Origin of the sequence: Actinacidiphila alni (genome assembly GCF_900112845.1) — a bacterium.
GTDB classification, from domain to species: Bacteria; Actinomycetota; Actinomycetes; order Streptomycetales; family Streptomycetaceae; genus Actinacidiphila; species Actinacidiphila alni.
Map to the genome: position 1 here is coordinate 238,975 of NZ_FONG01000011.1, position 25,588 is coordinate 264,562.

Below are 25,588 nucleotides of genomic sequence, written 5' to 3' on the forward strand. Positions count from 1 at the left end.
GCTACGAAACTACCACCGCTAGTTTTTGGTCGGCAGCCTCTACTATGTGCCGCATGGCCCGCCCCCGCAAGCCCCTCCTCAGCCGCGAGCGCATCGTCGCGGCGGCGCTCGCCCTCATCGACGAGGAGGGTCTGGCAGCCCTGTCGACGCGCCGGCTCGCGGCGGAACTGGGCGTGAGCGGTCCCTCGCTCTACAACCACTTCGCCACCAAGGAAGCGATCCTCGACGCGGCGGCCGACACGGTCGTCACCCAGGTCGACCTGTCGATGTTCGGCGACGGCCGGGACTGGCGGCAGGCGCTGCTGGACTGGGGCCGCTCCTACCGGGCCGCCCTCACCGACCATCCGCACATCGTGCCGTTCCTCGCCGTCGGCCCGGGGCTGCGTCCGGCCGGGCTGCGGATGGCCGACGCGGTCTTCGGCGGCATGGTCGAGGCGGGCTGGCCACCCGCCCAGGCCACCAGGATCGGCGCCCTGATGCGGTATTTCGTCACCGGCTCGGCGCTCGGCTCCTTCGCGGCCGGCTTCGTCGGCGACGCGGAGGTCTACGACCCCGCCGACTATCCGCACCTCGGGCAGGCCCATCTGCTGGCCAAGCACCAGCGGCAGATCGACGACGGCGCCTTCGAGACGGGGCTGCGTGCGCTGATCGACGGTCTCGCGGTGCAATTCCCGGGGTGACAGGATGGCGCCCATGCTCTCCTCCGCCGCACCGGAACCCACCCACGTACAGGTCAACTACCGCAAATACGACGGCACTCTGCACTGGAATCTGCGGATGCGGCGGCTCGGCGAGGACGAGCACGGCGTATGGCTCGGCCTCCCCGCCGACAGTGTGATGCGCAAGGGGCACGATCCCGAAGTGCCGCTCCCCGAGGCGCATGTGATCCTCTTCCCGCGCGACGCCTGGTGGACGGCCGTCTTCAACGCGGCCCCGCGCAGCACCGAGATCTACTGCGACATCACCACGCCGCCGCGCTGGCCGTCGCCGGCCGAGGTCACGATGGTCGACCTCGACCTGGACGTGCTGCGCAAGCGCGGCGCCCCCGCGCCGATCCTGGTCGACGAGGACGAATTCGCCGAGCACCAGGTGCGGTACGGCTATCCCGCCGAGGTGATCGCCGCCGCCGAGGCCGCCGCGCGCTGGCTGATGGCCGCGGTGGCCGACGGGACCGGGCCCTTCGACGGCTCCCACCGACGCTGGCTGGCGATGGTCGACGGCGTCCAGGCGTAGGGCTCAGCGCGTCCAGGCATAGAGGCTCGGCGCCTCCAGGAGCAGGGGCTCGGCGCCTCCAGGCGTAGGGATCGGCACGTCCTGTCGGGCCTCGCGGGTCAGAACACCACCAGTGCCCGGCCGCCACGTCCGGCCGTCATCGCCTCGAAGGCGGCCGGGATCCCGTCGAGCGTGATCCGGTCGGTGACCATCGCGGACAGGTCGAGCCGGCCCGCCCGTACGTGCTCGGCCAGCACCGGCAGGTCCTTGGCCGGGTCGCAGTTGCCGTAGACGCAGCCGGAGAGCGTACGGCCGAAGTAGAAGAGTTCCAGCGCGGAGAAGGTGACCTGCTGGTCCTGGCCGCCGATGCCGACCACCGTCGTACGGCCGCCGCGCCGGGTGGCGGACCAGGCGGTGCGGATCGTGTCCGCGCGGCCGACGCACTCGATGGCCGCGTCGGTGCCGAAGCCGCCGCTGAGAGCCCGGATCCGCTTGGCCGTGTCCTCCCCGGCGACGACGAAGTCGGTGGCGCCGGCGGCGAGCGCCAACTCCTCCTTGGCGGGCGCGACATCGACCGCGACGATCCGCCCGGCGCCCGCGATCCGCGCCGATTGGAGCACGGCGAGACCCACGCCGCCGACGCCGAAGACGGCGACGGTCTCGCCGGGCATGATCCGGGCCGCGTGGTGCACCGCGCCGTAGCCGGTGAGCACGGCGCAGCCGAGCAGCGCGGCGTCGGTGAGCGGCACCCCGTCGGGCAGCGGCAGGGCGGCGCTCGCGGCGACGACGGTCTCCTCGGCGAAGGCGGCGGTGCCGAGGCCGGGGTGGAGCGCGCTGCCGTCCGCGGCCAGCGCGGCGTACGGACGGCCCGCGGCCGTACCGGAGTTGGCGCACAGCCAGGGCTCGCCGAGGCCGCAGAAGTGGCACTCCCCGCAGGCGGGTGCCCAGTTGAGGACGACCCGGTCGCCGGGGGCGAGCCGGTCGACGCCCTCGCCGACGGAGACCACGGTGCCCGCGCCTTCGTGGCCGAGGACGGCGGGCGCCGGCTGGCGCAGCGTCCCGTTCGACAGCGACAGGTCGGAGTGGCAGACGCCGGCGGCGGCCAGCCGGACCCGGACCTGCCCGGGGCCGGGCTCCGGCAGGTCGATGTCGGCGACGGTCAGCGGCGCGTTGACGGCGGGCAGGACGGCTGCGCGTACCACGGGGGCTCCTGGGGGCGGGCGGGATGCGGGGCGGATACGGGCGGTGCCGCCGAACGGTTACGGCCCGGCGGGCGCAGGCGGACGGCGACGGCGCGGGACCGGACGGCGGCAGCGCGGGTCCGGACGGCGGCGCGGTCAGAACTGGAGCGACTTGGTCTGCAGATACTCCGCGAGGCCGTGCACGCCCAACTCGCGGCCGACACCGGACTGTTTGTAGCCGCCGAAGGGCGCCAGCGGGTTGAACCGGCCGCCGTTGATGTCCACCTGGCCGGTGTCCATCCGGCGGGCGAAGGCGACCGCCGCCGCCTCGTCCGCGCCCCAGACCGCGCCGGCCAGCCCGTAGACGGTGCCGTTGGCGATGCGCAGCGCGTCCGCCTCGTCCTCGTACTTCATGAGCACGACGACCGGACCGAAGATCTCCTCCTGGGCGATGGTCGTCCCGGGGGTGACATCGGCGAAGACGGTGGGGCGTACGAAATAGCCGGTGTCCATGCCGTCCGGCGCCTCGGGGCCGCCCGCGACGATCCTGCCGCCCTCCGCGACACCGCGCCGGATGTAACCGCGCACCCGCTCGCGCTGCTTGGCGTTGACGACCGGTCCGAGCCGCTCGCCGGGCACGTACTTCGCGGCGGCGGTGACGGCCAGCTCCACGGCCTCGTCGTAGCGCGCGGCGTCGACGAGCATCCGGGTCCAGGCACTGCACGTCTGGCCGGAGTTGGCGAAGACATTGGCGATGCCGACATTGACCGCGCGGGCGAGGTCGGCGCCGGGCAGGATGACATTGGCGGACTTGCCGCCCAGTTCGAGGGCGACGCGCTTGACGGCGGCGCCCGCGGTGGCGCCGATCTGCCGGCCGACCGCGGTGGAGCCGGTGAAGGAGACCAGGTCCACCCCGGGGTGCTCGGCCAGCGCCTGCCCGGCGACCGGGCCGAGCCCGGTGACCAGGTTGAACACCCCGGCGGGCAGCCCGGCCTCGTCCAGGATCGCGGCGAAGAGCTGGGCGACCAGCGGGGTGTCCTCGGCGGGCTTGAGCACCACGGTGCAGCCCGCGGCGAGCGCCGGTGCGGCCTTGGCGACGACCTGGTGCAGCGGGTAGTTCCACGGGGTGATCGCGCCGACGACGCCGACCGGCTCCTGGAACACCCGTGAATTGCCGACCTGCTCCTCGAAGGTGTAGGCGGCGGCGATCGCGGCGAAGCTGCCCATCACGGCGGTCGGCATGTCGGTGTGCACAGCGGTGGCGAAGGCGGGCGGCGCGCCCAGCTCCGCGGTCACGGTCGCGGCGATCTCGGCGCGCCGGGCGACCATCAAGTCGCGGACCGCGCCGAGGACGGCGGCGCGCTCGGCGGGCGGGGTGGCCGCCCAGCCGGGCAGCGCGGCGCGTGCCGCGCGCACTGCGGTGTCCACGTCCTCCGCGGTGCCCGCCGGCACCTGGCCGATGACCTTCTCCGTCACCGGGTCGACGACGTCGATCCGCCCGCCGCCCGCGGCGGGCCGCCACCGGCCGTCGATGTACTGGGCGTCGCGGGCCCGCACCGCGCCCCGCGTGTCCTGCCCGCCCTCTGCTGTGCCGTCCACCGTTGCCGCCCTCCGGGTCACCACTGCGTGTCCGACGCCCAAACTAGCGCCGTTAGTTTTATGTGGCCAGCGTGCGCCGCGTGCCGTGAGTCACGTACGTCCGCTCCTGCGGTGTACCCCGCGCGGCGCCGGTCAGTACGCCCGCGGGTGCGCGATCTCAGGCCGGCGTGCGATCCCCGGCCGGCGTGCGATCTCCGGCCGGTGTGCGGGGCGCGTGTCAGCGCACGGCCTCGATGCGTATCGGGAAGCCGTTGAGCACGGCGGTGCCCGAGAGCGGGTCCAGGCGGGTGCCGTCGAGGAGTTGGTTGACGTTGGCGCCCGGTTCGCGGGCCGCCTCGGTGAGCCGGGTGCCGTCGCGGTCGTGGCCCCAGCCGTGCGGCACGCTGACCACGCCGGGGCGCAGCGCGTCGGTGATCTCGACGGCCGCGGTGATCTCGCCGCCGTCGCCCTTGATCAGCGCGAGGGCGCCGTCGGCGAGGCCGAGCCGGGCCGCGTCGTCCGGGTGGACCTGCGCCGTGCAGCGGTTGCTGCCGCCGGTGAGCGCGGGCACATTGTGCATCCAGGAGTTGTTGGAGCGCAGATGGCGGCGGCCGATGAGCACCAGCTCGTCGCTCCGGGCGCCGCGCGCGACCGCGGCCCGCAGTCGCGGCACATCGGCGACGACCGCCGCGGGCGCCAACTCCACGGTGCCGGACGGGGTGCGCAGGACTTCCGGTATCCGCGGGCGCAGCGGGCCGAGGTCGATGCCGTGCGGCCGCTCGCGGACCTTGGCCAGGCTCAGCCCTTCGGGGTCGGCGCCGAAGCCGTCGCCGTACGGGCCGAGGCGCAGCATCATGTCGAGCCGCCGCTCGTATCCGGTGGCGCCGTCCAGGGCCGCGGAAAGCTCCGCGATGTCCCGTCCGTGGACCGGCGAGTGCGGGTCGCCGGTCTCCATGGTGAGTTTGCGGACCACGGCCTGCTCGTCGACGAGTGCGGGGTCCGCGCCCTGGCCCGGGCCCTGCCCGAGGACGGCGAGCACCAGCCGGGCGTGGATCTCCGGCTCGTCGAGCAGACCGTCGGCGAGCGCCACGGCGGGCGGGCTGTACCGGACGGCGTTGCGGACCGCGAGCGTACTGAAGGCGAAGTCGTAGTGGGCGCTCTGCGCGGGCGGGGGCGGTGGCAGCACGACATCGGCGTGGCGCGAGGTCTCGTTGAGGTACGGGTCGACACTGACCATGAAGTCCAGGCCGTCCAGGGCCCGGTCGAGCCGCTGCCCGTCGGGCGCGGACAGCACAGGGTTGGCGGCGACCACGACGAGGGCGCGCAGCCCTCCCTCGCCCGGGGTGTCGATCTCCTCCGCCAGCGCCGCGGCGGGCAGTTCGCCCTTGACCTCGGGGTGTCCCGACACCCGGCTGTGCCAGCGGCCGACGTGAAATCCCTTGCCGGGGCGCGGTGGCCGGGGCGCCCGCGCGGTGGCGGCGAGCGGGAACATGGCGCCGCCCGGCCGGTCCAGATTGCCGGTCAGCGCGTTGAGCACGTCGACCGCCCAGCTCGCCAGGGTGCCGAATTCGACCGCCGTGCTGCCGAGCCGCCCGTAGACGACGGCCCGTTCGGCCGCGGCCAGTTCACGTGCCAGGCCGCGGATGACGTCGGCCGGGACGTCGCAATATGCGGCGACCGCCTCGGGGGTGAACTCCGCCGTCAGGGCGCAGACGTCCGCCGTGCCGCTGAGGTGCGGGGCCAGGTCACCAGGATCGGTCAGCTCCTCGGCGAAGAGCACCTGGATCATGGCGAGCAGCAGTGCGGCGTCGGTGCCGGGCCTGGGCGCCACATGGCGGTCGGCGGCGCGGGCGGTCCTGGTGCGGTGCGGGTCGACGACGACGAGCCGGCCGCCACGCCGCCGCAGCGCCTTGAGCTTGCCGGGGAAATCGGCGGCGGTGGCCAGACTGCCGTTGGACACCAGGGGGTTGGCGCCGATGAGCAGCAGATGGTCGGTGCGGTCGAGGTCCGGCACCGGGATCGCGTTGGGGTCGCCGAAGAGATAGCCGCAGGAGACGTGCTTGGGCATCTGGTCGAGTGTGCTGGCGGTGAAGACGCTGCGGGTGCGCAGGGCGCCGATGAGCTGCGCCGGGTAGAGACCGCCGGCCATCGTGTGCACATTGGGGTTGCCGAGGACGACGCCGACCGCCTCGCCGCCGTGCGCGCCGGTGACCGCGCCGATCCCGGCGGCGACGGCCGCGTACGCCTCGTCCCAGCCGGTCTCGACGAGTCGGCCGTCGCGCCGTACCAGGGGGCGCCGCAGCCGGTCGGGGTCGGCGTCGAGCGCGCCGAACGCGGCGCCCTTGGGGCAGACGAAACCCGCGCTGAACACGTCGTCACGGTCGCCGCGGGCGTGCGTGACCCGGTCGTCGTCGATGGTCAGCGTGAGGCCGCAGGTGGCCTCGCAGAGCGGGCAGATGCGCAGGGCGGTTCGGGTCATCGGGGGCTCCCGTGGACGGGCGGCGGCGTTGGCGCGCGTTCGTTCCGACATTACCCGGCGGTACGGACAACGGCCCCGGGACGGTTGTGGACAACCGGCGGGAGGGCTCAGGCGGAGGGGACGGCTCGGTCAGGAGCGGCGGGAGTGCTCCGCCGGACGCGGGCCGGAGCGTTCAGCCCGGCGCGGGCGGGGGCGTTCAGTCGGACGCCGGCCGGAGCGTTCAGCCGGTCGGGAGCGGGACCGTTCAGCCGGTCGGGGGCGGGTCGAGGACCGTCGCGAGATACGCGCGGATCAGCGTCTTCGTCTCGGCGATCACCCCGGGATCGCCCGACGGGTCGGTGCGGAAGGCCAGTTGCAGCGCGGCGTCCGCGGTCTCGACGGCGAGCACCAGGGCCAGCCGCAGCCGGGGGTCGGCGGCGTCGACCGGGAGGCGTTCGCCGAGGAGCGCGGGCAGCCGGTCGGCGAGGTCGTGATTGGTCTCGCCCGGCACACCGAAGTCGACCAGCGCGAAACCGGGCGCGGTGCGCTTCATGGCGGTGTACTCGTCGACCAGGATGTCCACGGCCGTGCGCCAGTCGGGCTCGGTGCCGGGCCGCGCCAGCCGGGCGGCCGTACGGTCGAGGAATTCGTCCAGATTGCGGTGCGCGAGGGCGTCGGTGAGGGCCCGCTTGTCGGAGAAGAAGCGGTAGACCGAGCCGATCGGGACGCCCGCGCGGGCGGCGACGGCCCGGGTGCTGAGCCGCTCGTAGCCGCCCTCGTCGAGCAGGCCCGCGCAGGCGTCGAGGATGCGTTCCAGGCGCTCGGTGCTGCGCCGCTGCACGGGCGCCCGGCGCAGTCCGCTGTCGGCGCCCGCGGCGCGGGGCACGTCGGTCATCGGCCGGTGGCGAGCGCGTCGAAGAGCTTGCGCAGGTCGGCGAGGGTCTCGGCGAGGGCGGCCCGCGGGTCCTCGGCCCGCACGATCGCCATGGCGCTCTCGCTGAGGCCGCCGTAGAGCATGGAGGTCAGCGGGTCGGGCGGACGGGGTGCGACGGCCCCCTGCTTGATCGCGTACTTCACGCCGCGCAGGGTGAGTTGGCGGCAGTTGACGCCGAGGTCGCGCATGGCCTCCCAGCCGAGCGCGCCCGGCGCGTCGAGCAGGGTGATGCGCTGGACCTCGGGGTCCAAGGACGCCTCGAGATAGGCGCGGCTGCCTTCGTACACCGCCTCCCACGGGTCCTCGACCCGGAGATACGCGGCCGAGATCCGCTCGGCGAGGCGTTCCTGCTCGCGGGTGTAGACGGCGCTGAAGAGCTGTTTCTTGCCGGAGAAGTGGTGGTAGAGCGCGCCTTTGGTGACGCCCGCCCGCTCGCAGACCGCGTCCAGCGAGGTGGCGGCGTAGCCGTCGGCGGCGAACAGCGTGCGGGCGGCGGTGAGCAGGTCCTCGACGGTGGCGTCGGAGCGCTCGCGCTGGGTGGGGCGGCCCGCCGTCCTGCGGGGCGCGGCCGTGTCCGTACCGCTCCCGGTGCCTGTGCGCGGTGCTGCCACGGCGGGCCCTCCTGTCGTTCGCGAAGCCCTTCCCACCCTAGGGCCTGCCCACTCTTGACAGACACATACCTCCGGTATGTATTTTCGTACCGTCAGTACGTACCGTTGGTATGTTTCTCGCTGTCAAGGCAAGGACGTCTCATGTCCTCATCCGCCTCGCCCCCGTCCGCATCCACCTCCGCCGCCGCGCCCGTCGCTCCCGGGACGCCCAGGGCGCCCGGTGCGGCGCCCGCCGTACGCCCCGGCCTCGTCCTGCTGCTCAGCGCGGGCGCCACCTTCATCGCCTTCCTCGACACCACCGTGGTCAATGTCGCCTTCCCGGACATGGCCGCGAGCTTCCCGGCCGACCGGGTCTCGGACCTGTCCTGGGTGGTGAGCAGTTACGCGGTGCTCTTCGCCGCGCTGCTGACGCCGGCCGGCCGCGTCGCCGACGCCTTCGGCCGCAAGCGGGTCTTCCTGCTGTCGCTTGCCGTATTCACCCTCGCCTCGGCGCTGTGCGCCGCCGCGCCGGACCTGCCGCTGCTGATCACCGGCCGGGCACTGCAAGGAGCGGCGGCGGCCGGAATGATTCCGGCCGCGCTCGGGCTGCTGCTCGCCACCACCCCGCCCGCCGGGCTCGCGGCGGCCATCGGCGTCTGGGGCGCGGCCGGTTCGATGGCCAGCGCCGCCGGGCCGAGCCTGGGCGGTCTACTGGTCGACGCCTTCGGCTGGCGTTCGGTTTTCCTCATCAATGTGCCGGTCGGCATCCTCCTGGTGGCCGTCGGCCTGCGCGGCCTGCCCGAACGCACGGGCACAGAGCGGCGGTTGCCGGACCCGCTCGGCACCTTCGCGATCACCGGCGGCATCGGCCTGCTGGTGCTCGGACTCACCAAGGGCAGCGACTGGGGCTGGGCGTCGGGAGCCGCTGTCGGCTGCATATTGTGCGGTGTCGCGTTGATCGCCGTCTCATTTGTGCGGTCCGCGCACCAGGCCGCACCCGCCGTGGAGACCGCGCTCTTCCGCGACCCCACCTTCGCCGTCGCCTCGGCGGCCGCCGCCTTCGCCGGTGCGGCACTGTTCGCCTGGATGCTCAGCGGGCCGCTGTTCCTCACCACGGTGTGGCACTACTCGGTGCTCAAGGCGGGCTTCGCCCTCACCCCCGGCGCCTTCACCTCCGCCGTCGCGGCGCTCGCGGTCGGTAAACGTACGAGGCCGCGGCACCTGCCGGTCGTCGTGGCCGTCTCCATGACGGCCTTCGCCGCGGTGAGCGTATGGACCTGGTCCCAACTGGACACCGGCCCCCGCTTCCTGGCCCTGTGGCTGCCCATGGGACTGGTCGGCGGCGCCGCCTTCGGGGCCACGCTCACCGCGCTGTCCACCGCCGCCGCGACATCCCTGCCGCCACTGCGATTCGCCTCGGGCGTCGGTATGACCACCACCGCACGGCAGTTGGGCGGGGCGCTCGGCGTCGCGGCGACCGCCTCGGTGATCGCCGCCCACGGCACGGACGGGGCCCGCGCCTTCCGCGAGGTGTTCCTCGTCTGCGCCGCGCTCGCGGCCGTCGCCGCCCTGATCGGTCTCGGCCTGACCCGTACCGCACGCACGCACACCGAGGAGTCCTGACATGACGTACGACAACGGCGCCGCTCCGTCCGCCCGTACGGCGGCGGACCCGGCCGACGACCACGCTCCGGACCCGACCGCGGGCAAGGCTTCGGCCCAAGCCGCGAGCCCGGTTTCGGACCCGGCCGACGACCAGGCTTCGGTCCCGACCATGATCCGGACTTCGGTCCATGCCCCCATCACGGCCACGATCCCGGCTCCGGACGCGGCTCCGGCCCCCGCCCACGCCCCGGCCGCGCGTGCGACCGGCCACCCGGGCGACCACCCGGCCGAGGCCGCCGATCCGCACTGCCTGTCGACGGAGGAGGCCGACGCGCTGTTGCGCGGCGCGCCCTGGCGGCGCTTCGCCGTCGTCGGCGACAGCCTCGCCGAGGGCCTCGGCGATCCCACGCCCGGCTACCGCACGGAGTCCTGGGCCGACCGGACGGCGCGGGCGCTGCGGCGGGCCGCGCCGGACGCGACGTATCTCAACCTGGGGCTGCGCGGGCTGACCGCGGGCCAGGTCCGCGCCGGACAGGCCGAGCGTGCCGCGCGCTTCGCCCCCGACCTCGTCGCGATCGTCTGCGGCGGCAACGATCTGCTGCTGCCCGGCTTCTCCTCCGACGTGCTGGCCAAGGAGCTCGACCTGCTCTTCGGCCGGCTGGCGGCGCCCGGCACCACCGTGTTCACGTACGCGCTGGCGAATGTCGCGGCGGCCGTCCCGGAACTGCGCGGCGGCCCGCTGGAGGGCGGCGTCGCGGTGCTCAACGAGGTGACCAGGACGGTCGCGAAGCGCCACGGGGCGGTGGTCGTCGAGATGTACGACCATCCGGCCGGCGCCGACCGCGGCCTGTACAGCGCGGACCTGATCCACGCCTCGGCGCGCGGCCACGCGGTGATCGCGGCGGCGACGCTACGGGCACTGGCCGCGGAGTTTTCCACAGGCCGATAGGGAGGGTTGCCGCCGTGATTCCTATGGTTCAGCATAGGAATCAGGACGAGACCTCATCGGGAGCACACATGAGCGCCACGAACGCCGAGCAGGGTCCTGACGGCACCGGCCTCCAGGACGGCAAGGACCTGCTGTATTCGCCGGGATTCGGCAATGAGCACAGCAGTGAGGCCGTGCCCGGCGCGCTCCCGGTGGGGCGCAATTCCCCGCAGCGCGCGCCCTTCGGGCTGTACGCGGAGCAGCTGAGCGGCACCGCGTTCACCGAGCCGCGGGCCCGCAACCGGCGCAGCTGGCTCTACCGGATCCGGCCCTCCGCCGCACATCCCCCCTTCCGGCGGATCCCCAACGGCCAGGTGCGCAGCGCCCCGTTCCTGGACGTCGAGCCCGATCCCAACCGGCTGCGGTGGGGCCCGCTGCCGCAGCCGCAGGAGCCGACGGACTTCGTGGCGGGCCTGGTCACGGTCGGCGGCAATGGTGACGTGCTGCGCCGCGAAGGCATCGGCATCCACTGGTACGCGGCCAACCGGCCGATGGAACAGCGGGTGTTCTCCTCCTCCGACGGCGAATTCCTGATCGTGCCGCAGAGCGGCGCGCTGCTGCTGCGGACCGAGCTGGGGCTGCTGCGCTCCGAGCCGGGCGACGTCGCGCTGATCCCGCGCGGCGTCCGCTTCCGTGTCGAACTGCCCGACGGCACCGCGAGCGGCTATGTCTGCGAGAACTACGGCCAGCCCTTCCAACTCCCCGACCTGGGCCCGATCGGCGCCAACGGCCTGGCGAACGCCCGCGATTTCCGCGCCCCCGTCGCTGCCTACGAGGACCGGGAAGAGCGGACCGAGGTGGTCAACAAATTCGGCGGCAATCTCTGGGCCGCCGACTACGACCACTCGCCGCTCGACGTGGTCGCCTGGCACGGCAGCCATGTGCCGTACGTCTACGACCTGCGCCGCTTCAATGTGCTGGGCTCGCTCAGCTACGACCACCCGGACCCGTCGATCTTCACCGTCCTGACCTCCCCGTCGGACACCCCCGGTCTGGCCGGCGCCGACTTCGTGGTCTTCGCCCCGCGCTGGCTGGTCGGCGAGGACACCTTCCGGCCGCCGTACTTCCACCGCAATGTGATGACCGAGTTCATGGGCCTGATCGAGGGGGCGTACGACGCCAAGGCCGAGGGCTTCGTACCGGGCGGCGCCTCGCTGCACAACATGATGTCGGCGCACGGCCCCGACCGCGCCACCTTCGACAAGGCCAGCGCCGCCGAGCTGGTGCCGCAACGGGTCGACGACGGGCTGGCGTTCATGTTCGAGACCCGCTGGCCCGTGGTGCCCACCGAATTCGCGCTCACCGCAAGCCATCGTCAGGAGGGCTACGACACGGTGTGGGAGGGGCTCGCGAGAAACTTCCGGCCGTGACGGACCGAACGGAACGTACGGACCGGCAGGCCCGTACGGCCATGACGCCCTTCGCCCCCGACTCCCTCGTGCTCAACGGCAAGCTGCCGCTGTGGTACCAGGTCTCGCAGTCCCTGCGCGCCTCCATACTGGGCCGCCGCCCGGACGCCCCGCTGCGGCTGCCCACCGAGGACGAACTGGCCGGGCACTACGGGGTGAGCGTGCTCACCATGCGTCAGGCGCTGAAGGAGCTGGAGGACGAGGGGCTGATCAGCCGGCACCGCAGACGCGGCACCTTCATCGAGCCGACGGCGCTGCGCGGGGCGCCGGTGAAGCTGCTCGGCTCGGTGGACGCGATCGTGGCCCAGCAGTCCGGCGGGCGGACGGCGGTGCTCGAATACGGCACCGCCCCGCTCCCGCCGGGCGCCGCCGAGCACTTCCCGGGCCTGGACGAGGCGATGGCCTACCGCAGGCTGCGCTGTGACGACAGCGGTGAGCCCACCAACTGGGCGGAGAATTTCGTGCTGCCGGAACTGGGCGCCCGGATCGACCTCGCCGATCTGGAGCGCTGGCCGATGACAAAGGTGCTGCGGGACGTGCTCGGCGTGCGGATCAGCCGGATCACCGACACCGTGGAGGCGCGGCTGGCCGACCCGGAGACGGCCCGGCTGCTCCAAGTGCCGCTGCTCAGCCCGATCCTGCACTACACCGGGGTGACATACGACGAGTCGGGACGGGCGGTGGACGTGGTGCGCATCCACTACCGCGGCGACCGCTTCTCCTTCACGGTGACGATGGAGGCGCCCTGAGCGGCCTCAGTAGCATGCGTGCGGTGAGCAATGACGCGCCTTTGCTGCACGACGTGATGCCGTGGTCCGTACGCCCGTTGCGGATCGGCCGCGGCTGGCCGATGGCCCCGGACCCGGACTGTCTGCGGGCCCGGTGGGCGGTGTTCACCGGCACGCCTGACCTGTCCGAGCGGGCGGCGCTGCTGCATCCGACCAGGGCCCGTGGCCTGCGCACCCCGGTGGCGCAGTTGCCCGGCCACCGCACTCCGACCACCGCGCTGGCGGGCGAGTCCGGCCGCTGCCCCGAGCCAATACGCGTGCAGCACGGCCCGTACGACCGGCAGTGGCTGATCCCCGACCACCGGCTGATCGACGTGGCGCGGGCCGAACTGTGGCGGACCGCGGACGATCAGCAAGTGTTCGCGCTGGAGCAGGCGTTTCAGCCACCGTCGGCCGGGGACGGCCCGCAGGAGGTGCCCGTCGCGTTCTCCGCGCTGCTGCCCGACGGCCGCTCCCCCGCCGGCCGGCCCGGCTGGATACGCCCGCTGTTCCGGCGGCCCGGCGGCCGGGACCCCAATATCGCGCCGGGACTGACCGGTCTGCTCACCGCCCGGCTGGGACCTTCCGAGGACGTCCGCGCGGCCGATGTGCTGGCCTGGATCGCCGCGGCGGCCCGGCCGGGACCGGGCGGCAGCGCCGTACCGCTGCCCCGGGACCCGGCGCTCTGGCGCGAGGGGCTGACGCTCGGGCGGCGGGCGCTGTGGCTGCACACTCACGGGGAGCGGTTCGCGGATCCGGCCGCGGGCCGCGACGCGGGCCGGCTCCGGCTGCCCGGTGGCAGCCGCCCTTACGTTCGGTCGCCCCTACCGGGCGCGCCACGCGCCGACGACCTGGCGTACGACCCGCAGGAGCGGACGCTGCTGATCGGCGAGGGCCGGATCGCACCGGTCGCACCGGCCGCCTGGGACGTCACCGCGGGTGGGGTACGGGTGATCGAGGCGTGGTTCGAGCGGCGTACGGCCGCGGGCGCGCCGGGGACGCTGGAGGCGCTGCGGCCCGCCGCCTGGACCCGGGCCACCACGTCAGAACTGCTGGAACTGATCAGCGCGTTGACGCTGCTCGCCGACCTGCGGGCGGAGCGCGAACGGATCGCGGACCGGCTGGCGGTGCGCGGCGCCACGATCACCGCGGCGGAGCTGCGGGCCGCGGGCGTACTGCCGGTGCCTGCCGGGCGGCGCAGGCCCGCCTCCGTGCTGGAACACCACGAAGAGGGGCCCGACGGGCAGTTCGCCCTGCTGTGAGCCCACGAGCGCCCTGTCGGCACGTCGTGAACGGGAGCGTTGGGGAGGGGCCGCGGCCGCGGCGGACACACACCGAAGCGCCGCGCGGGGCAGCGCCGAGCCGGGACGGTGTGGCCGCCGACGGTCCGGGCAAGGCTCAGCGGCGGTTGCCGAACAGCGTCCTGCGCAGGCGGCGCAGCGGCGCGAAGAGCGACACCCTGGCACCACGGTTGGCCGTGGTGTGCACGGTGTTGCGCGAGGTCAGCTCCTGCATCAGCACAGTCGCCTCCTCCGTCTCGCGCTGGGGCACGGCAGGTCCGGCCAGTATCGCGAGATGCCGGTCGAGGCGCGCGCTGGTCGCGCCCGTACCGCAGTTGATGGCAGGCACACGCGGCCTGCTCGGCATCGCTATCTGTTCCATTACTCTCCCCACCCTGACGAGGGCACCCGGCTCGGGCAGGCTAACCCTATCGCCCCGCCGCGTCACGTGCGCATCCCGTACTCGATCGAGACGCCGTATTCACCTTCTCCTCAAGGGTGTTGACATTTTCCGGGTACGTGCCCAATCTCACTGTCCCATCTTTCCCGGCCGTTGGCAGCCGAACACCAATGGTGACGACTCCGTACGAAACTGCCCGTAGTGCGGCGGTGCGGTGCGTGAGGGGCCGTGACGGAAAAAGACTGGGCGAATCGGGCCGCGTGCCGGATCATGGGCCGCATGGCCGCCGTACCCAGCGAACCGAGGAGGCAAGTGCCGTCCACCACCGGACCCGGCAGGAAAGCGACCGCCGGACCGACCGCACCCCATCGCGCGCTCCCCGTTCATCTGCGGCTGGACGACAGCGATTCGCCGTCCGATGTCGTGGACGCCCTCTTCCTGGGCCGTTTCACCTCGGGTGAGCAGCCGTTCGCGCGCGGCGCCTCGTTGGAGAACGTCAAGGCCGGGCTCACCCTGCTCCCGCCGGACGCGGTGGTGCTGCGCCAGGCGCGCGACAAGGACCGCAGCGCCACCCTCGCCGAGGGCGACGGCTGGACGGTGCTGATCTCCCGCTGGAATCGCGGCGCCGATGTGACGGTGGCCGCCGTCTCCGACGAATTGGCCGAACAGGTGCTGAAATCCTCGGTCGACGACGCGGAGGACGAGCCGGAGCCGCAGCCGGAGAATGTCACGATGGGTTTCTGGTACGTCTCGCCGCGTCGCGGGCCGCACCGCACTACACGGCAGATCTCGGCCGCGACGTGGGAAGAGCTGCGCGTGAATTACACCGCGCCGGTCGCCGACGCCATGGACGGCCTGATGAAGCTCACCGCCGACGACATCACCGGCCGGCTTTTGCTGCTCCACGGCCCGCCCGGCACGGGCAAGACCTCGGCGCTGCGCACCCTGGCCAGGTCCTGGCGCGACTGGTGCCAGGTGGATTGTGTGCTCGACCCCGAGCGGCTGTTCAACGACGTCGGTTATCTGATGGACATCGCCATCGGCGAGGACGACGGTGTGCCGGGCGGACGCTGGCGGCTGCTGCTGCTCGAGGACTGCGACGAACTGATCCGCGGCCAGGCCAAGCACCAGACCGGCCAGGCGCTGTCGCGGCTGCTCAATCTCACCGACGGGCTGCTCGGCCAGGGGCGCAATGTGCTGGTCGGCATCACGACCAATGAGGATCTGGAGCGCCTGCACCCGGCGGTCGTCCGGCCGGGCCGCTGCCTGGCCAGGATCGAGGTCGGTCCGCTGACCCGTGACGAGGCGGTCAACTGGCTGGGCACGCCGGAGGGTGTCGGCCGCGAGGGCGCCACCCTCGCCGAGCTGTACGCGCTGCGCCGCGGCAGCACGTCCGCCCTGCCGGTCCCCGCCCAGGCCGCCGACGGCCTCTACCTCTGATCCGCCGGATACCGCTGATCCATGTTTTCCGGCACCGGCGCCTCCGACACCGGCAGTTCCGACGCCGACGCCGCCGGCACCAACGCCTCCGGTATCGACGCCTCCGGCCTCACCGGCGACCTGTGGGCGGCGCTCGGCGGCGCCCCGTCACTGCTGGAGCGCGTGGGTTACGGGACCGGCGGTGGTCTGCCCGCGGCCGTGCCCGTGATGGCGCTCGGGCGGGCGACGACGGCCGTCTGCGCGCTGGCCGCCGCCGAGTTGGCGGCCGTACGGTCCGGCCCTCCCGTATCCGTACGGGGTCTTGTGCCGGCGTCGGTGCCCGCCGTCCGGGTGACGGACGGCGCGGTGGCCACCGCGTTCACCAGTGAGCGCCATCTGCTGATCGACGGGCGGCCAGGCGCGACCTTCGCGCCGCTCTCCCGTTTCTGGCCGACCGCCGACGGCTGGATCCGCACCCACGCCAACTACCCGCACCACCGGGCCCGGCTGCTGACTGCCCTCGGTCTGCGCGACCGTGACGACACCGACGCGCTCGTGGCCGAGGTGGCACGGCGGCTCGCGGCGACGCCCGGCGAACAGTCCGAGCAGGCGGTGTACGCGGCCGACGGACTCGCCGTGGCCGTCCGTACGGCCTCGGCGTGGGCGGCGGGCGAACCCGGCCGGGCAGCGGCTGCCCGGCCGGTCGTGGAAAGGCGCGCGGTCGGTACGGCACCGGCCCGGTCTCGGGCCCTGCCGCCCGCGGCGCTGCCCGCGGAAGGCGTCCGGGTGCTGGATCTGACGCGGGTCATCGCGGGTCCCGTGGCCACCCGTACGCTCGGGCTGCTCGGCGCCGATGTCCTGCGGATCGACTCGCCGCGGCTGCCGGAATTGTGGGACGCCCAGGCCGACACCGGCTTCGGCAAGCGCTCCACGGCGCTCGACCTCGCGGTGCGGGCCGACCGCGCGGTCTTCGAGGAACTGCTCGGCTCCGCCGATGTGGTGGTCACCGGCTACCGGCCGGGCGCACTCGACCGGTACGGGCTGTCGGCGGAGGCGCTGCTGGAACGCCGCCCCGGGCTGATCGTGGCGCAACTGTCCGCGTGGGGCTTCGACGGGCCGTGGGCCGGGCGGCGCGGTTTCGACAGCCTGGTGCAGGCCGCGACCGGGATCGCCCTGCTCCAGGCCGACGCCGAGGGGCGGCCGGGCGCGCTGCCCGGCCAGTTCCTCGACCACGGCACTGGTTATCTGATCGCCGCGGGCGTGCTGCGCGCCCTGACAGAACGGCTCGGTCCTGACGGCGCCGGCCGCCTGCTGCGCTTCGCCCTGGCGACGACGGCCGCCCGGCTGCTCGGCCTGCCCGCGGATCCCGTCCCGGCAGCTGAGCGTCCCGACCACTCCGGCCGGCTCGCGGAGACCGACTCTCCCATGGGCAGGCTCCGTTACGCGCTCCCGCCGATCCGCTACGACGGCTCCCCCACCACGTGGTCGCGCCCGCCCAGCCGTCCGGCCGCCGACGCGCCCCGCTGGCAGCCGTGATCCGAAGAGGACCGTGACCGGGTCCTTGGCCCTTTGGCCCCTTCGCGCCGGGGCCGGCCCGGCTCAGCTCTCGTCGGCGGCGCGCAGCGCCTCGTCCACCGCGGCCCGCGCGGCGTCCGGATCGAGTCCGAGGCGGCGGGTGCGCGCCACGTACTCCGCCGCCGCGGCGGCCACTTCCCGCGCGCGGGCATCGGCCGCGGCGATGAAGGTGCCGTTCCTGCCGCGCGTCTCGATGACCCCGTCGGCCTCCAGGGCGCGGTACGCCTTGGCCACGGTGTTCGCCGCCAGCCCCAACTGCTCGGCGAGGCCCCGTACGGTGGGCAGCTTGTAGCCGACGGGCAGGCGCCCGGTTCGGGCCTCCTCCGCGATCTGCTCGCGCAGTTGCTCGTACGGGGCGGTGGCCGCGCCCGCGTCCACGGTGATCTTCAGGCTCATGTCCCGGATCCTGGCACAGCGGACCGGGACAGCGGCACCGCTCTGCCCGGACCGGCGGGGTCGTAGGCGATCGGGTCACCGTCGCGGTGCAGGTGGAGCAGGAAGGACTCGCCGTCGCGATAGGCGTCGATGCCCGCCCTGCAGTACGCCACCATGTCGTCCGGCAGCGCGTCCAGCCGGTACCAGCCCAGTTCGGAGCACTTGTCGGGCTCGCGGTTGACGGGTTCGCCGCCCGAGCCGTGGCGGGCGGTGAAGAACCAGCCGATCCTGGCAGAGCCGTTGGGCGCGCGGTGCTGCATGACGAGGGCGACGGACAGCTCGTCCGGGCTCAGCTCGATGCCGATCTCCTCGCGGGCCTCGCGGATCATGCCGCTCCTGACGTCCTCGCCGTCCTCCAGGTGTCCGGACGGCGCGTGCAGCAGGCCGTCCGCGTAACCGGTGCCGGAGCGGCGGGCGAGCAGGATCTCGTCGTCGCGGAGCAGCAGCAGGTGGACGTCGACGATCTCCCGGTGCCGGGCGGGCGCGGGCGGGGTGAGGACGGCCGCGTAGCGCTCGTCGTCGACCTCGCGGCCCCACAACGCGGCGTCGTGTCCGAGCTGTTCGACCAGCAGCCGGCCGCCGAGCGGGGCGGCAAGGTCGGCGAGGGCGGCGGCGGTGATGCCGACGGGGCTGATCGCGCCCCATCGTCCTTCGACCAGCACGAGCCTGCCGCCCGGGCGCAGCAGGGCCGCCCAGTGGCGGAGCACGGCCGCCGGGTCGGGCAGCATCCACAGCACGTGCCGGACGAGGACGACGTCGAAGCGGTCGGCGCCGACCGGCGGCCGGGCGGCGTCGCCGACCAGCACACGGGCACCGGTCCCGGTCAGCTTCTCGCGGGCGCGCGCGGCCATCTTTGTCGATGAGTCGACGGCGGTGACGCGATGGCCGGACTCCGCGGCGAGCAGCGCGAGGCTGCCGGTGCCGCAGCCGAGGTCGAGCACGTCGGACGGGGTGTCCGGGAGCCACGAGCGCAGCCGTATCGCCCAGGCGTCCCTGACCCGCGGATCGCGCAGGCCGTGGTCGGGCTCGTCGTCGAAGCGCTCGGCCTCGGCGTCCCAGAAGTCGCGGTCGTCCGTCCCGGTGCTCATGGGAGAAGCCTGTCATCCACCACTGACAACGGCCCTTCGCCTCGGGTGATCACCAGTTCGGCCGGATCGGGCCGCCGGGCGCGAGCCGGGCCAGTTCGTCGCGCAGGGTCAGCAGCCGCTCCTCGCCGAGGATCTCGACCCACGGCCGGACCGCCTCGACCGCCGACGCCTCGGCGGCGCGGGCGCACCTCCAGCCCTTGTCCGTGAGGACGACCAGCCGGGCCCGCGCGTCGTCGGGGTGCGGCCGGCGTTCGACATACCCCTTTCTCTCCAGCTCGTCGGCGATCTGGCTGGCGGCCTGGCGGGTGACCCCGAGGTGTTCGGCGATCTCCGTGACGGTCGCGCCGGACGGGGCGAGCCGCGTGAAGACGAAGCCGTGGGTCGGGCGGATGTCGGCGAAGCCGAGGGCCACGACACCGCTCTGAATGTCCGCGACGAGCGAGCCCGTGGCGGCGAGGAGCACGGCGCTCAGGCTGATGGCATCGGAGTTTTCCACAGGGTCACCTTGACACAGTGCGCAAGCTGCTTGAATATATAGGAAAGCAGCTTGCGCAAATTACTTGCCTATCTGCCCGTCGGCGTCGGAGGACGCCGAAGCGGGCGGCGGGCGGTCGATCATGGGGGTGGTCATGCCTTTCGTCACCGCGACAGAAGCCGTCGCGCACGAGATCCACGGGGTGCGGTTCGTGTCGTACGCGGCGCCCGCGCGCGGCAGTCAGGAGCTGTGCGCCTGGCGCTGCGAGGTCCCGGCCGGGATCGCGGGGCCGCCGCACACCGTCTCCCGCGAGGAGGTGTTCCTGGCCCTGTACGGCGCGGTGGAACTCTCCGTCGACGGGGAGACCCGGTCGCTGGCACCGGGCGACGCGGCCGTCGCGCGGCCCGGTTCCCGCGTGCGGCTGGCCAACCGCACACAGGAACCGGCCGCTTTGTGGGTCACCACGAGCATCGGCCTGGAAGCCACGATGACCGACGGCTCGCGGATATCACCGCCGTGGGCTAACTGAACGCCGACAGGCAGGTGGTCGGGGTCGCGTGCGCCGGGTCGAGCGCGTTCGCCGCCTCGTGGAAGGCGATGCGGTCGGTGAGGCCGATGGCGACATGCTCGGAGACGTCGACCGGGCAGAGGTCCTGGAGCACGACGTTGTGCACATTGGGCCCGGACAGCGCCTGGGTCGTATACGGAGTGGCGACCTCGTCGTAGATCGTCGAGATCACCGTGTAGTGCACGCCGGGTTCGGTGTCGCCGCCGGCGTTCAGCTTCTGCTGGAAGGGTGACCCGACCACCTGGTCGGTGAGGCCGGGCGCGTGGCTCTCCAGCAGGTCGGCCGCGCCGGGGAAGTACGGGAGCAGCTTGGTGAGTCCGGAGAGCGTGGTGCCGTGGCTGTCCGGGGCCAGCCCGACCAGGGTGTTCACCTTCGCCGCGCCGCCCAGGAAGCGCAGGTAGTAACGCGGCATCATGCCGCCCTGCGAGTGCCCGACCATGTCGACCTTGGACGCCCCGGTGGCGGCGAGCACCCGGTCGGTGAAGTCGGAGAGCTGCTGGGCGGAGTCCGTGATCGGTCCGAGGCCGCCGAAGAGCGATTCACCGGGCAGCATCCCGTAGTCGAACGAGAAGACGCAGTAGCCCCGCTGCACGAGATAGGGGGCGAACACGAGCCAGTTGTCGGTGCCGTTGCCGAGCGTGCCGTGGACCAGGACGACAGGACGGGGGTGCTGGGCCGAGGGCCGGCAGGAGAAGTTGTTCCACCCGCTGGACGGTGCGGAGCCGGCGGACGCGGTCGCCGCGGCGGTGGGGGCCACGGCCATTGCGGTGGCCAGCGAGAGCGCGGCCAGGAGCCGTCGCCAGGGCAGCCTCATGTGATCTCCTCGCAGGTCGGGATAGGTGGACGTGCATGCCCTGTGATCCGGATCACATGGTTACCGAGGAGTCAACTTACGCGCCAGTAAGGAAGCACGGCTAGTTACGGGTGAGTAAAAAATCGGCGAGTCGTTGTCGCCGGATCACAAATCCCGGGATGCGGCCCGGTCGGCCTCGTCCTGAGGCGGTGTCACCTGAAGGGGGTGAGCGGTGTGGACGATCAGATTGGTGACGTCGTACTCGCGCTCGATGTGGCCGTCGAGGAGGACGGCCGGGGCGTCGAGGATGGTGCGGCGGACGCGGGCCCAGACCGGCGGGGTGAAGACGAGATTGGCCATGGCGGTCTCGTCCTCGACGACGGCGAAGGCCATGCCGTTGGCGGTCGGAGGGCGTTGGAGGTATTTGACGATGCCGCCGACGCGGATGCGCCGCCGTGCGGGCCGGGTGCGGACGGCCGCGACGGGCTCGGCGCCGTGCCGGCCGAGGTAGCCGCGCAGGTGGTGCACGGGATGGGGACCGGCGGTGGCGCCGGTGGCGATGAGGTCGGCCAGGGTGGTCTCGCCCGGGGTCATCGCGGGGAGGTCGGGGGCCTCGGGGAGGGCGTCCAGGCCGGGCAGCACCAGTTGCCGGTGCCTCACATGGGCGCCGGCCCGCCAGATCGCCTCCCGGCGGCCGGTGCCGAGACAGCCGAAGGCGCCCGCGGTGGCGAGCTGTTCGAGGAGCCGGGCGTCCAGGCCGCCGCGGCGGGCGACATCGTCCAGATCCTGGAAGGGGCGGTCGGCGCGGGCCGCGAGGAGCGCGGCGGCGGCGTCCTCGGACAGCCCGTGGACGCTGGTGAGTCCGCGGCGGATCGCCGGACCGCGCGCGGGGCCGGCGAGGTCGTCCTCGAGCCGGGCGTGGACGGCGGAGGCGTTGATGTCGACACCGAGCACGGAGATGCCGTGGTGGCGGGCGTCCTGGATGAGCGTCTGGGAGTCGTAGAAACCCATCGGCAGGTGGGCCATGATCCCGGCGATCAGCGCGGCGGGGTAGTAGAGCTTGAACCAGGCGCTCGCGTAGATGATGCCCGCCATCGACTGCGCGTGGGACTCGGGAAAGCCGTAGGAACTCAGGGACTCGATCATGGTGACGATGCGTTCGGCGGCGTCCGGGCCGATCTCGTTGCGCGCCATGCCCTCCAGCAGGCGGCCGCGCAGCCTGGCGACCTTCTCGGTGGAGTCCTTGGCGGTGAGATCCTTGCGGAGCCGGTCGGCCTCGCCCGGGGTGAATCCGGCGCAGTCCACCGCCAGCCGGATCGCCTGTTCCTGCCACAGCACGACACCGAGCGACTTCTTCAACGCCGCCTCGGCCGACGGGTGCGGGTAGGTGACGGGTTCCTCGCCCGCGCGGCGCCGCAGATAAGGATGCTTGCTGCCCGCCTGGATCGGTCCCGGGCGGATGATCGAGGCGGCGACCGCGAGGTCCTCGAAGCACGTCGGTTCGAGCTGCGGCAGGGTGCTGATCTGGGCGCGGCTCTCGGCCTGGTAGACCCCGATGGTGTCGGCACGGGCGATCATCGCGTAGACCGCCGGGTCGTCCTGCGGGATGGTGGCCATGTCCACCTGCCGGCCGTGGTGTTCGGCGATCAGGTCCGCCGCACTGTGCAGCGCCGCGAGCATGCCCACGCCCAGCAGGTCGATCTTGACCAGGCCGGCGGCGGCCACGTCCTCCTTGTCGCCCTGCAGTACGGACCGCCCGGGCATCGTCGCCCACTCCACCGGCATGAAGGTGCCGATCGGCCGCGCGGTGAGCACCATGCCGCCGGAGTGCACGCCCAGGTGCCGGGGCAGTCCGCGCAGTTGGGCGGCGAGGGCGACGACATCGGCGGGGATGTCCGGGTCGGGACCGTCGTCGGGGGCGTCGCCGGTGCCGTGCGGGCGGGCCGGCCGGTGGTGCAGGGAGCGGGTCATGGCGTTGACCGCGGCGGCGGGGTAGCCCAGGACCCGGGCGGCGTCCCTGACCGCCAGCTTGGGGCGGTAGGTGATGAGGTTGGCGACCTGTGCGGCGTGGTCGCGGCCGTAGCGGTCGTAGACGTACTGGATGACCTCTTCGCGGCGGTGGTTCTCGAAGTCGATGTCGATGTCCGGCGGCCCGGACTTCTCCATCGACAGAAACCGCTCGAACAGCAGCCCGTGCCGCAGTGCGTCGACCGCGGTGATGTCGAGCACGAAGCAGACCACGCTGCTGGCGGCGCTGCCCCGGCCCTGGCACCAGATGTTCCGTCGCCGCGCGAAGTCCACGATGTCGTGGACGGTCAGGAAGTATCCGGCCATCCGCCGCTCGGTGATCACGGCGAGTTCGTGGTCGAGCTGCTGCCACGCCTTCGCGGCCGCCGGGGCGCCGCGGGGCCCGTACTTCCGGGTGCAGCCGCGGCCGGCCAGCTCGCGCAGCCAGGAGTCGTCGTCGTGGCCGGACGGCACGGGGAAGACCGGCAGTTCGGGCCGCAGTTCGGCCAGGTTCAGGACGCAGGACCGGCCGAGTTCGACGGTGTCGGCGAACACCCCGGCGTAGCGGGCCAGCCGTTCCTCCATCTCCGCGCCGCCGCGCAGGTGCGCGGTGGGCGCGGCCATCAGATGGCCTGCGGCCTGGTCGAGGGTCTCCACCCGCCGCAGCGCGGTCAGCGACTGCGCCAGCCGGGCCTGCGCGGGCGTGGCGTAGTGGACCGCACCGCTGGCCACGATCCCGCTGCCGGTACGGCGGGCGGCGACGAACATCGCGTCGTTGCGCGGGGTGTCGACCGGCAGCCGGTGGTCGATGAGTTCGGCGTGCACGGTGCCGCTGCCGAACACCTCGCCCAGCGCGTCCAGCCGGCGGGCGATCCGGGAGACGTCCGTGAGGTCGCCGATGTCCTCGCCCGGGTCGTCGACGACGGGGCAGCCGGTCAGCACCGCCCAGTGCTCGCTGTTGGCGGCGCGGGCGAGCACGTCGAGGTCGTACACCGGATTCCCTTTGGTCCCGGCGAGTTGGGCGGCGGTGATCGCCGCGGACAACCGCTGGAAGCCCTCCATCGACCGGGCGAGGACGACGGGGCGGCCGAGTCCGTGGTCGGTGAGGGTGAGTTCGGCGCCGTAGACGGTCCGCAGCGCGGTGCCGTCGGCGGCTTCGGCGAGCCGCCGCGCCCCGTACAGCCCGTCCCGGTCGGTGAGTGCCAGCACCTCGACGCCCAGGCGCAACGCCTCGGCGACCAGGGCCGAGGGTTCGCTGGCACCCTGGAGGAAGGACAGGGAGGAGTGGGCGTGGAGTTCCGCCCACGGCGCCCCGTCCCCCGCACCGTCCCCGCGACCCGCGCCGTCGCCGTCGCCCGGGCCCTCCGTGCGCGCGGTGGCGGTGGGCAGGTGCAGCAGGCGGCCGACGGGCCGGTCAGCCATAGTGGGCCTCGGCCCACCAGCGGCCCGCTGATACCCGCAGCAGCCAGGAGCCGCCGGCGGTGGTGCTGATCTGCATCCGCGCGATCCGCTGGACGCGGTCGTGGTTCCACCACTGTTCGAGCACTGGCCAGGGCGCGCTCCACGCGATCACTTCCAGGACGCCGGGGAATCCGTCCACCGTCAGGCGGGCCGGTGACGCGGAGATCACCAGCCGTCCCGAGACGCCCACCGACTGCCCGGCCCTGTCCAGCAGCCGGGCGGGCAGCAACGGCCGGTAGACCGTGGGCGGATGCGGGGCGAGCAGTCTGCCCGGCCAGGGTCCGCCGCCGGCCGGGGCGGTGGCGATGTCGCCGACCGGGACCTTGCGGGTCCCGTCGGTGGGACCGCGGTCACCGAGCAGTTCCGCCCGCGTCACGGCACGGTGACCGAGCAGTGCCTGCACCTGGCCGGCCGCCCGTTCCAGGTCCTCCAGTGTGGCGCCGCCGCCGAACAGCATCGTCTGCCGGCCGGTGGCCGCGCTGAGCCGCCGCGGACGCAGCACCAGCTCCACCACTCCCACCGCGCTCCCCGCGTCCACGGCATCCACGGCATCCACGGCATCGTCCAGGCTCACAACCCCGTCCCGGCGCGGGGCACCGTCCAGGCTCACAACCCCGTCCCCGCGCGGGGCGAGGTCTCCGGCGTCGGTCCATGCCTGTACCTGCCAGCGCACGCGTTCGGCGACCGCGAGCGACGACAGCCGCCCCTCATGACGCCAGGCCCGGCGCAGCCTGCGGCCGTCGGTGAGGGCCAGCTCCACCTCCACCTGGGCGCCGACCACGCCCGCGGACGTCAGCCGCGCCTGCATCCGTTCCGCCAGCGCCTTTCCCGCGAACGCCAAGGGCTCGGTACGTTCCTCGGCCGGGTCGAAGACCCGGCGCACCGCGTGGTCGGGCTCCGCGCCCGAGGCGTCCAGCAGGTGCGGCTCGCGCCCGGACGCGGTCCGGTGCGCCGCCGTGCCGTCGTTGCCGAAGCGCGCGGCGACCCGGTCCGGGGGCAGCGCGGCGAAACCGCCGAGCGTGCCGATCCCGAGCCGGACCAGCAGCTCCGCCAGCCGGGGCCGGCCCAGCACGGCCACCGGATACGGCGCCAGTAAACCGGCCGTCTCCCCGGCCGGCACCAGGACTCCGTCCCGGGCGCGGGCAGCGAGGGCCGCGGCGAACACCGTGTCGGCGGCGCCGCTGCGCACCGGGTGCCCGAGCCCGGCGAGCGCGGCGGCGACCCGGGCGGTCAGCTCCGCCTCGCCGCCCCAGTAGCGGGCCGGGCCGCGGGCGGGGGCCGCCACCATGCCGGGCCTGATCACCTCCAGCCGGGGCATCACCTCCGTCTCCAGCCGCCGCACCACCGGTTCGAACTCCCGGGTCT

At 73.5% G+C, this 25,588-nt stretch carries 22 protein-coding genes; 10 read left to right on the forward strand and 12 right to left on the reverse strand.

Annotated elements, in window-relative coordinates; translation table 11 throughout:
* Nucleotides 1-53 precede the first annotated feature (53 nt).
* Nucleotides 54-680: a TetR/AcrR family transcriptional regulator gene (locus BM076_RS20195; protein ID WP_093715027.1), complete on the forward strand. Its 627-nt coding sequence runs from the start codon at nucleotides 54-56 to the stop codon at nucleotides 678-680.
* A gap of 13 nt (nucleotides 681-693) precedes the next feature.
* Nucleotides 694-1,233 carry a DUF402 domain-containing protein gene (locus BM076_RS20200; protein ID WP_093715028.1) on the forward strand — a complete coding sequence of 180 codons (540 nt, stop codon included), beginning with the start codon at nucleotides 694-696 and terminating at the stop codon, nucleotides 1,231-1,233.
* Between the two features lie 98 nt (nucleotides 1,234-1,331).
* Here the strand turns inward: BM076_RS20200 and BM076_RS20205 are convergent, their stop codons facing one another.
* The 5 genes from BM076_RS20205 to BM076_RS20225 all read right to left on the reverse strand — a co-directional run bounded on the left by BM076_RS20205 (nucleotide 1,332) and on the right by BM076_RS20225 (nucleotide 7,974).
* Entirely contained in the window at nucleotides 1,332-2,414 is a 1,083-nt protein-coding gene (locus BM076_RS20205; protein ID WP_093715029.1) for a Zn-dependent alcohol dehydrogenase, read from the reverse strand.
* Nucleotides 2,415-2,549: 135 nt separating this feature from the next.
* A complete protein-coding gene (locus BM076_RS20210; RefSeq protein WP_093715065.1) occupies nucleotides 2,550-3,950 on the reverse strand; it encodes an aldehyde dehydrogenase family protein in 1,401 nt (466 codons plus the stop codon).
* Nucleotides 3,951-4,209: 259 nt separating this feature from the next.
* On the reverse strand, nucleotides 4,210-6,450 hold the full coding sequence (locus tag BM076_RS20215; RefSeq protein ID WP_093715030.1) for a molybdopterin-dependent oxidoreductase: 2,241 nt from the start codon (nucleotides 6,448-6,450) through the stop codon (nucleotides 4,210-4,212).
* 244 nt (nucleotides 6,451-6,694) lie between these two features.
* Nucleotides 6,695-7,324 (reverse strand): TetR/AcrR family transcriptional regulator, encoded by a 630-nt coding sequence (locus tag BM076_RS20220; RefSeq protein WP_093715031.1) that lies wholly within the window; start codon nucleotides 7,322-7,324, stop codon nucleotides 6,695-6,697.
* Entirely contained in the window at nucleotides 7,321-7,974 is a 654-nt protein-coding gene (locus BM076_RS20225) for a TetR/AcrR family transcriptional regulator (RefSeq protein ID WP_093715032.1), read from the reverse strand. Before BM076_RS20225 ends, BM076_RS20220 begins: the two co-directional genes overlap by 4 nt.
* A gap of 141 nt (nucleotides 7,975-8,115) precedes the next feature.
* Here BM076_RS20225 and BM076_RS20230 point away from each other — a divergent pair, with 141 nt between their 5' ends.
* The 5 genes from BM076_RS20230 (at nucleotide 8,116) to BM076_RS20250 (ending at nucleotide 13,984) form a co-directional block, all read left to right on the forward strand.
* The gene (locus BM076_RS20230) at nucleotides 8,116-9,576 is read left to right on the forward strand and encodes an MFS transporter (protein ID WP_093715033.1); all 1,461 of its coding nucleotides are present in this window, start codon (nucleotides 8,116-8,118) and stop codon (nucleotides 9,574-9,576) included.
* A gap of 1 nt (nucleotide 9,577) precedes the next feature.
* Nucleotides 9,578-10,507: an SGNH/GDSL hydrolase family protein gene (locus tag BM076_RS20235; RefSeq protein ID WP_218160094.1), complete on the forward strand. Its 930-nt coding sequence runs from the start codon at nucleotides 9,578-9,580 to the stop codon at nucleotides 10,505-10,507.
* A 68-nt stretch (nucleotides 10,508-10,575) separates the two neighbouring features.
* On the forward strand, nucleotides 10,576-11,916 hold the full coding sequence (hmgA, locus tag BM076_RS20240) for a homogentisate 1,2-dioxygenase (RefSeq protein ID WP_093715034.1): 1,341 nt from the start codon (nucleotides 10,576-10,578) through the stop codon (nucleotides 11,914-11,916).
* A gap of 41 nt (nucleotides 11,917-11,957) precedes the next feature.
* A complete protein-coding gene (locus BM076_RS20245) occupies nucleotides 11,958-12,704 on the forward strand; it encodes a GntR family transcriptional regulator (RefSeq protein ID WP_093715035.1) in 747 nt (248 codons plus the stop codon).
* Nucleotides 12,705-12,718: 14 nt separating this feature from the next.
* Nucleotides 12,719-13,984: a type ISP restriction/modification enzyme gene (locus tag BM076_RS20250; protein ID WP_093715036.1), complete on the forward strand. Its 1,266-nt coding sequence runs from the start codon at nucleotides 12,719-12,721 to the stop codon at nucleotides 13,982-13,984.
* A 136-nt stretch (nucleotides 13,985-14,120) separates the two neighbouring features.
* On the opposite strand, the gene BM076_RS20255 is transcribed toward BM076_RS20250, so the two are convergent.
* Nucleotides 14,121-14,384 carry a hypothetical protein gene (locus tag BM076_RS20255; RefSeq protein ID WP_093715037.1) on the reverse strand — a complete coding sequence of 88 codons (264 nt, stop codon included), beginning with the start codon at nucleotides 14,382-14,384 and terminating at the stop codon, nucleotides 14,121-14,123.
* A 297-nt stretch (nucleotides 14,385-14,681) separates the two neighbouring features.
* Between BM076_RS20255 and BM076_RS20260 the strand changes: the two genes are divergently transcribed.
* Nucleotides 14,682-15,842 carry a DUF5925 domain-containing protein gene (locus BM076_RS20260; protein ID WP_093715067.1) on the forward strand — a complete coding sequence of 387 codons (1,161 nt, stop codon included), beginning with the start codon at nucleotides 14,682-14,684 and terminating at the stop codon, nucleotides 15,840-15,842.
* Nucleotides 15,843-15,863: 21 nt separating this feature from the next.
* Nucleotides 15,864-17,357 (forward strand): CoA transferase, encoded by a 1,494-nt coding sequence (locus BM076_RS20265; protein WP_093715038.1) that lies wholly within the window; start codon nucleotides 15,864-15,866, stop codon nucleotides 17,355-17,357.
* 63 nt (nucleotides 17,358-17,420) lie between these two features.
* Here the strand turns inward: BM076_RS20265 and BM076_RS20270 are convergent, their stop codons facing one another.
* The 3 genes from BM076_RS20270 to BM076_RS20280 are packed head-to-tail and all read right to left on the reverse strand — an operon-like array spanning nucleotide 17,421 to nucleotide 19,415.
* Nucleotides 17,421-17,792, reverse strand: coding sequence for a GntR family transcriptional regulator (locus BM076_RS20270; RefSeq protein ID WP_093715039.1), 372 nt, complete (start codon nucleotides 17,790-17,792; stop codon nucleotides 17,421-17,423).
* Nucleotides 17,789-18,919, reverse strand: coding sequence for a methyltransferase domain-containing protein (locus BM076_RS20275; RefSeq protein WP_093715040.1), 1,131 nt, complete (start codon nucleotides 18,917-18,919; stop codon nucleotides 17,789-17,791). Before BM076_RS20275 ends, BM076_RS20270 begins: the two co-directional genes overlap by 4 nt.
* A 49-nt stretch (nucleotides 18,920-18,968) precedes the next feature.
* Nucleotides 18,969-19,415, reverse strand: a complete 447-nt coding sequence (locus tag BM076_RS20280; RefSeq protein ID WP_093715041.1) for a MarR family winged helix-turn-helix transcriptional regulator — start codon at nucleotides 19,413-19,415, stop codon at nucleotides 18,969-18,971.
* A 133-nt stretch (nucleotides 19,416-19,548) separates the two neighbouring features.
* Here BM076_RS20280 and BM076_RS20285 point away from each other — a divergent pair, with 133 nt between their 5' ends.
* Nucleotides 19,549-19,923 carry a cupin domain-containing protein gene (locus BM076_RS20285; RefSeq protein WP_093715068.1) on the forward strand — a complete coding sequence of 125 codons (375 nt, stop codon included), beginning with the start codon at nucleotides 19,549-19,551 and terminating at the stop codon, nucleotides 19,921-19,923.
* On the opposite strand, the gene BM076_RS20290 is transcribed toward BM076_RS20285, so the two are convergent.
* From BM076_RS20290 to BM076_RS36700, 3 genes are all read right to left on the reverse strand, one after another.
* Nucleotides 19,916-20,776, reverse strand: coding sequence for an esterase/lipase family protein (locus tag BM076_RS20290; RefSeq protein ID WP_093715042.1), 861 nt, complete (start codon nucleotides 20,774-20,776; stop codon nucleotides 19,916-19,918). The two genes, BM076_RS20285 and BM076_RS20290, sit on opposite strands and share 8 nt — an antisense overlap.
* Before the next feature lie 144 nt (nucleotides 20,777-20,920).
* Nucleotides 20,921-24,184, reverse strand: a complete 3,264-nt coding sequence (locus BM076_RS20295; RefSeq protein ID WP_093715043.1) for an error-prone DNA polymerase — start codon at nucleotides 24,182-24,184, stop codon at nucleotides 20,921-20,923.
* On the reverse strand, nucleotides 24,177-25,588 hold a 1,412-nt coding region (locus BM076_RS36700), incomplete at its 5' end, for a DNA polymerase Y subunit UmuC family protein (protein WP_093715044.1). The genes BM076_RS36700 and BM076_RS20295, both read right to left, overlap by 8 nt.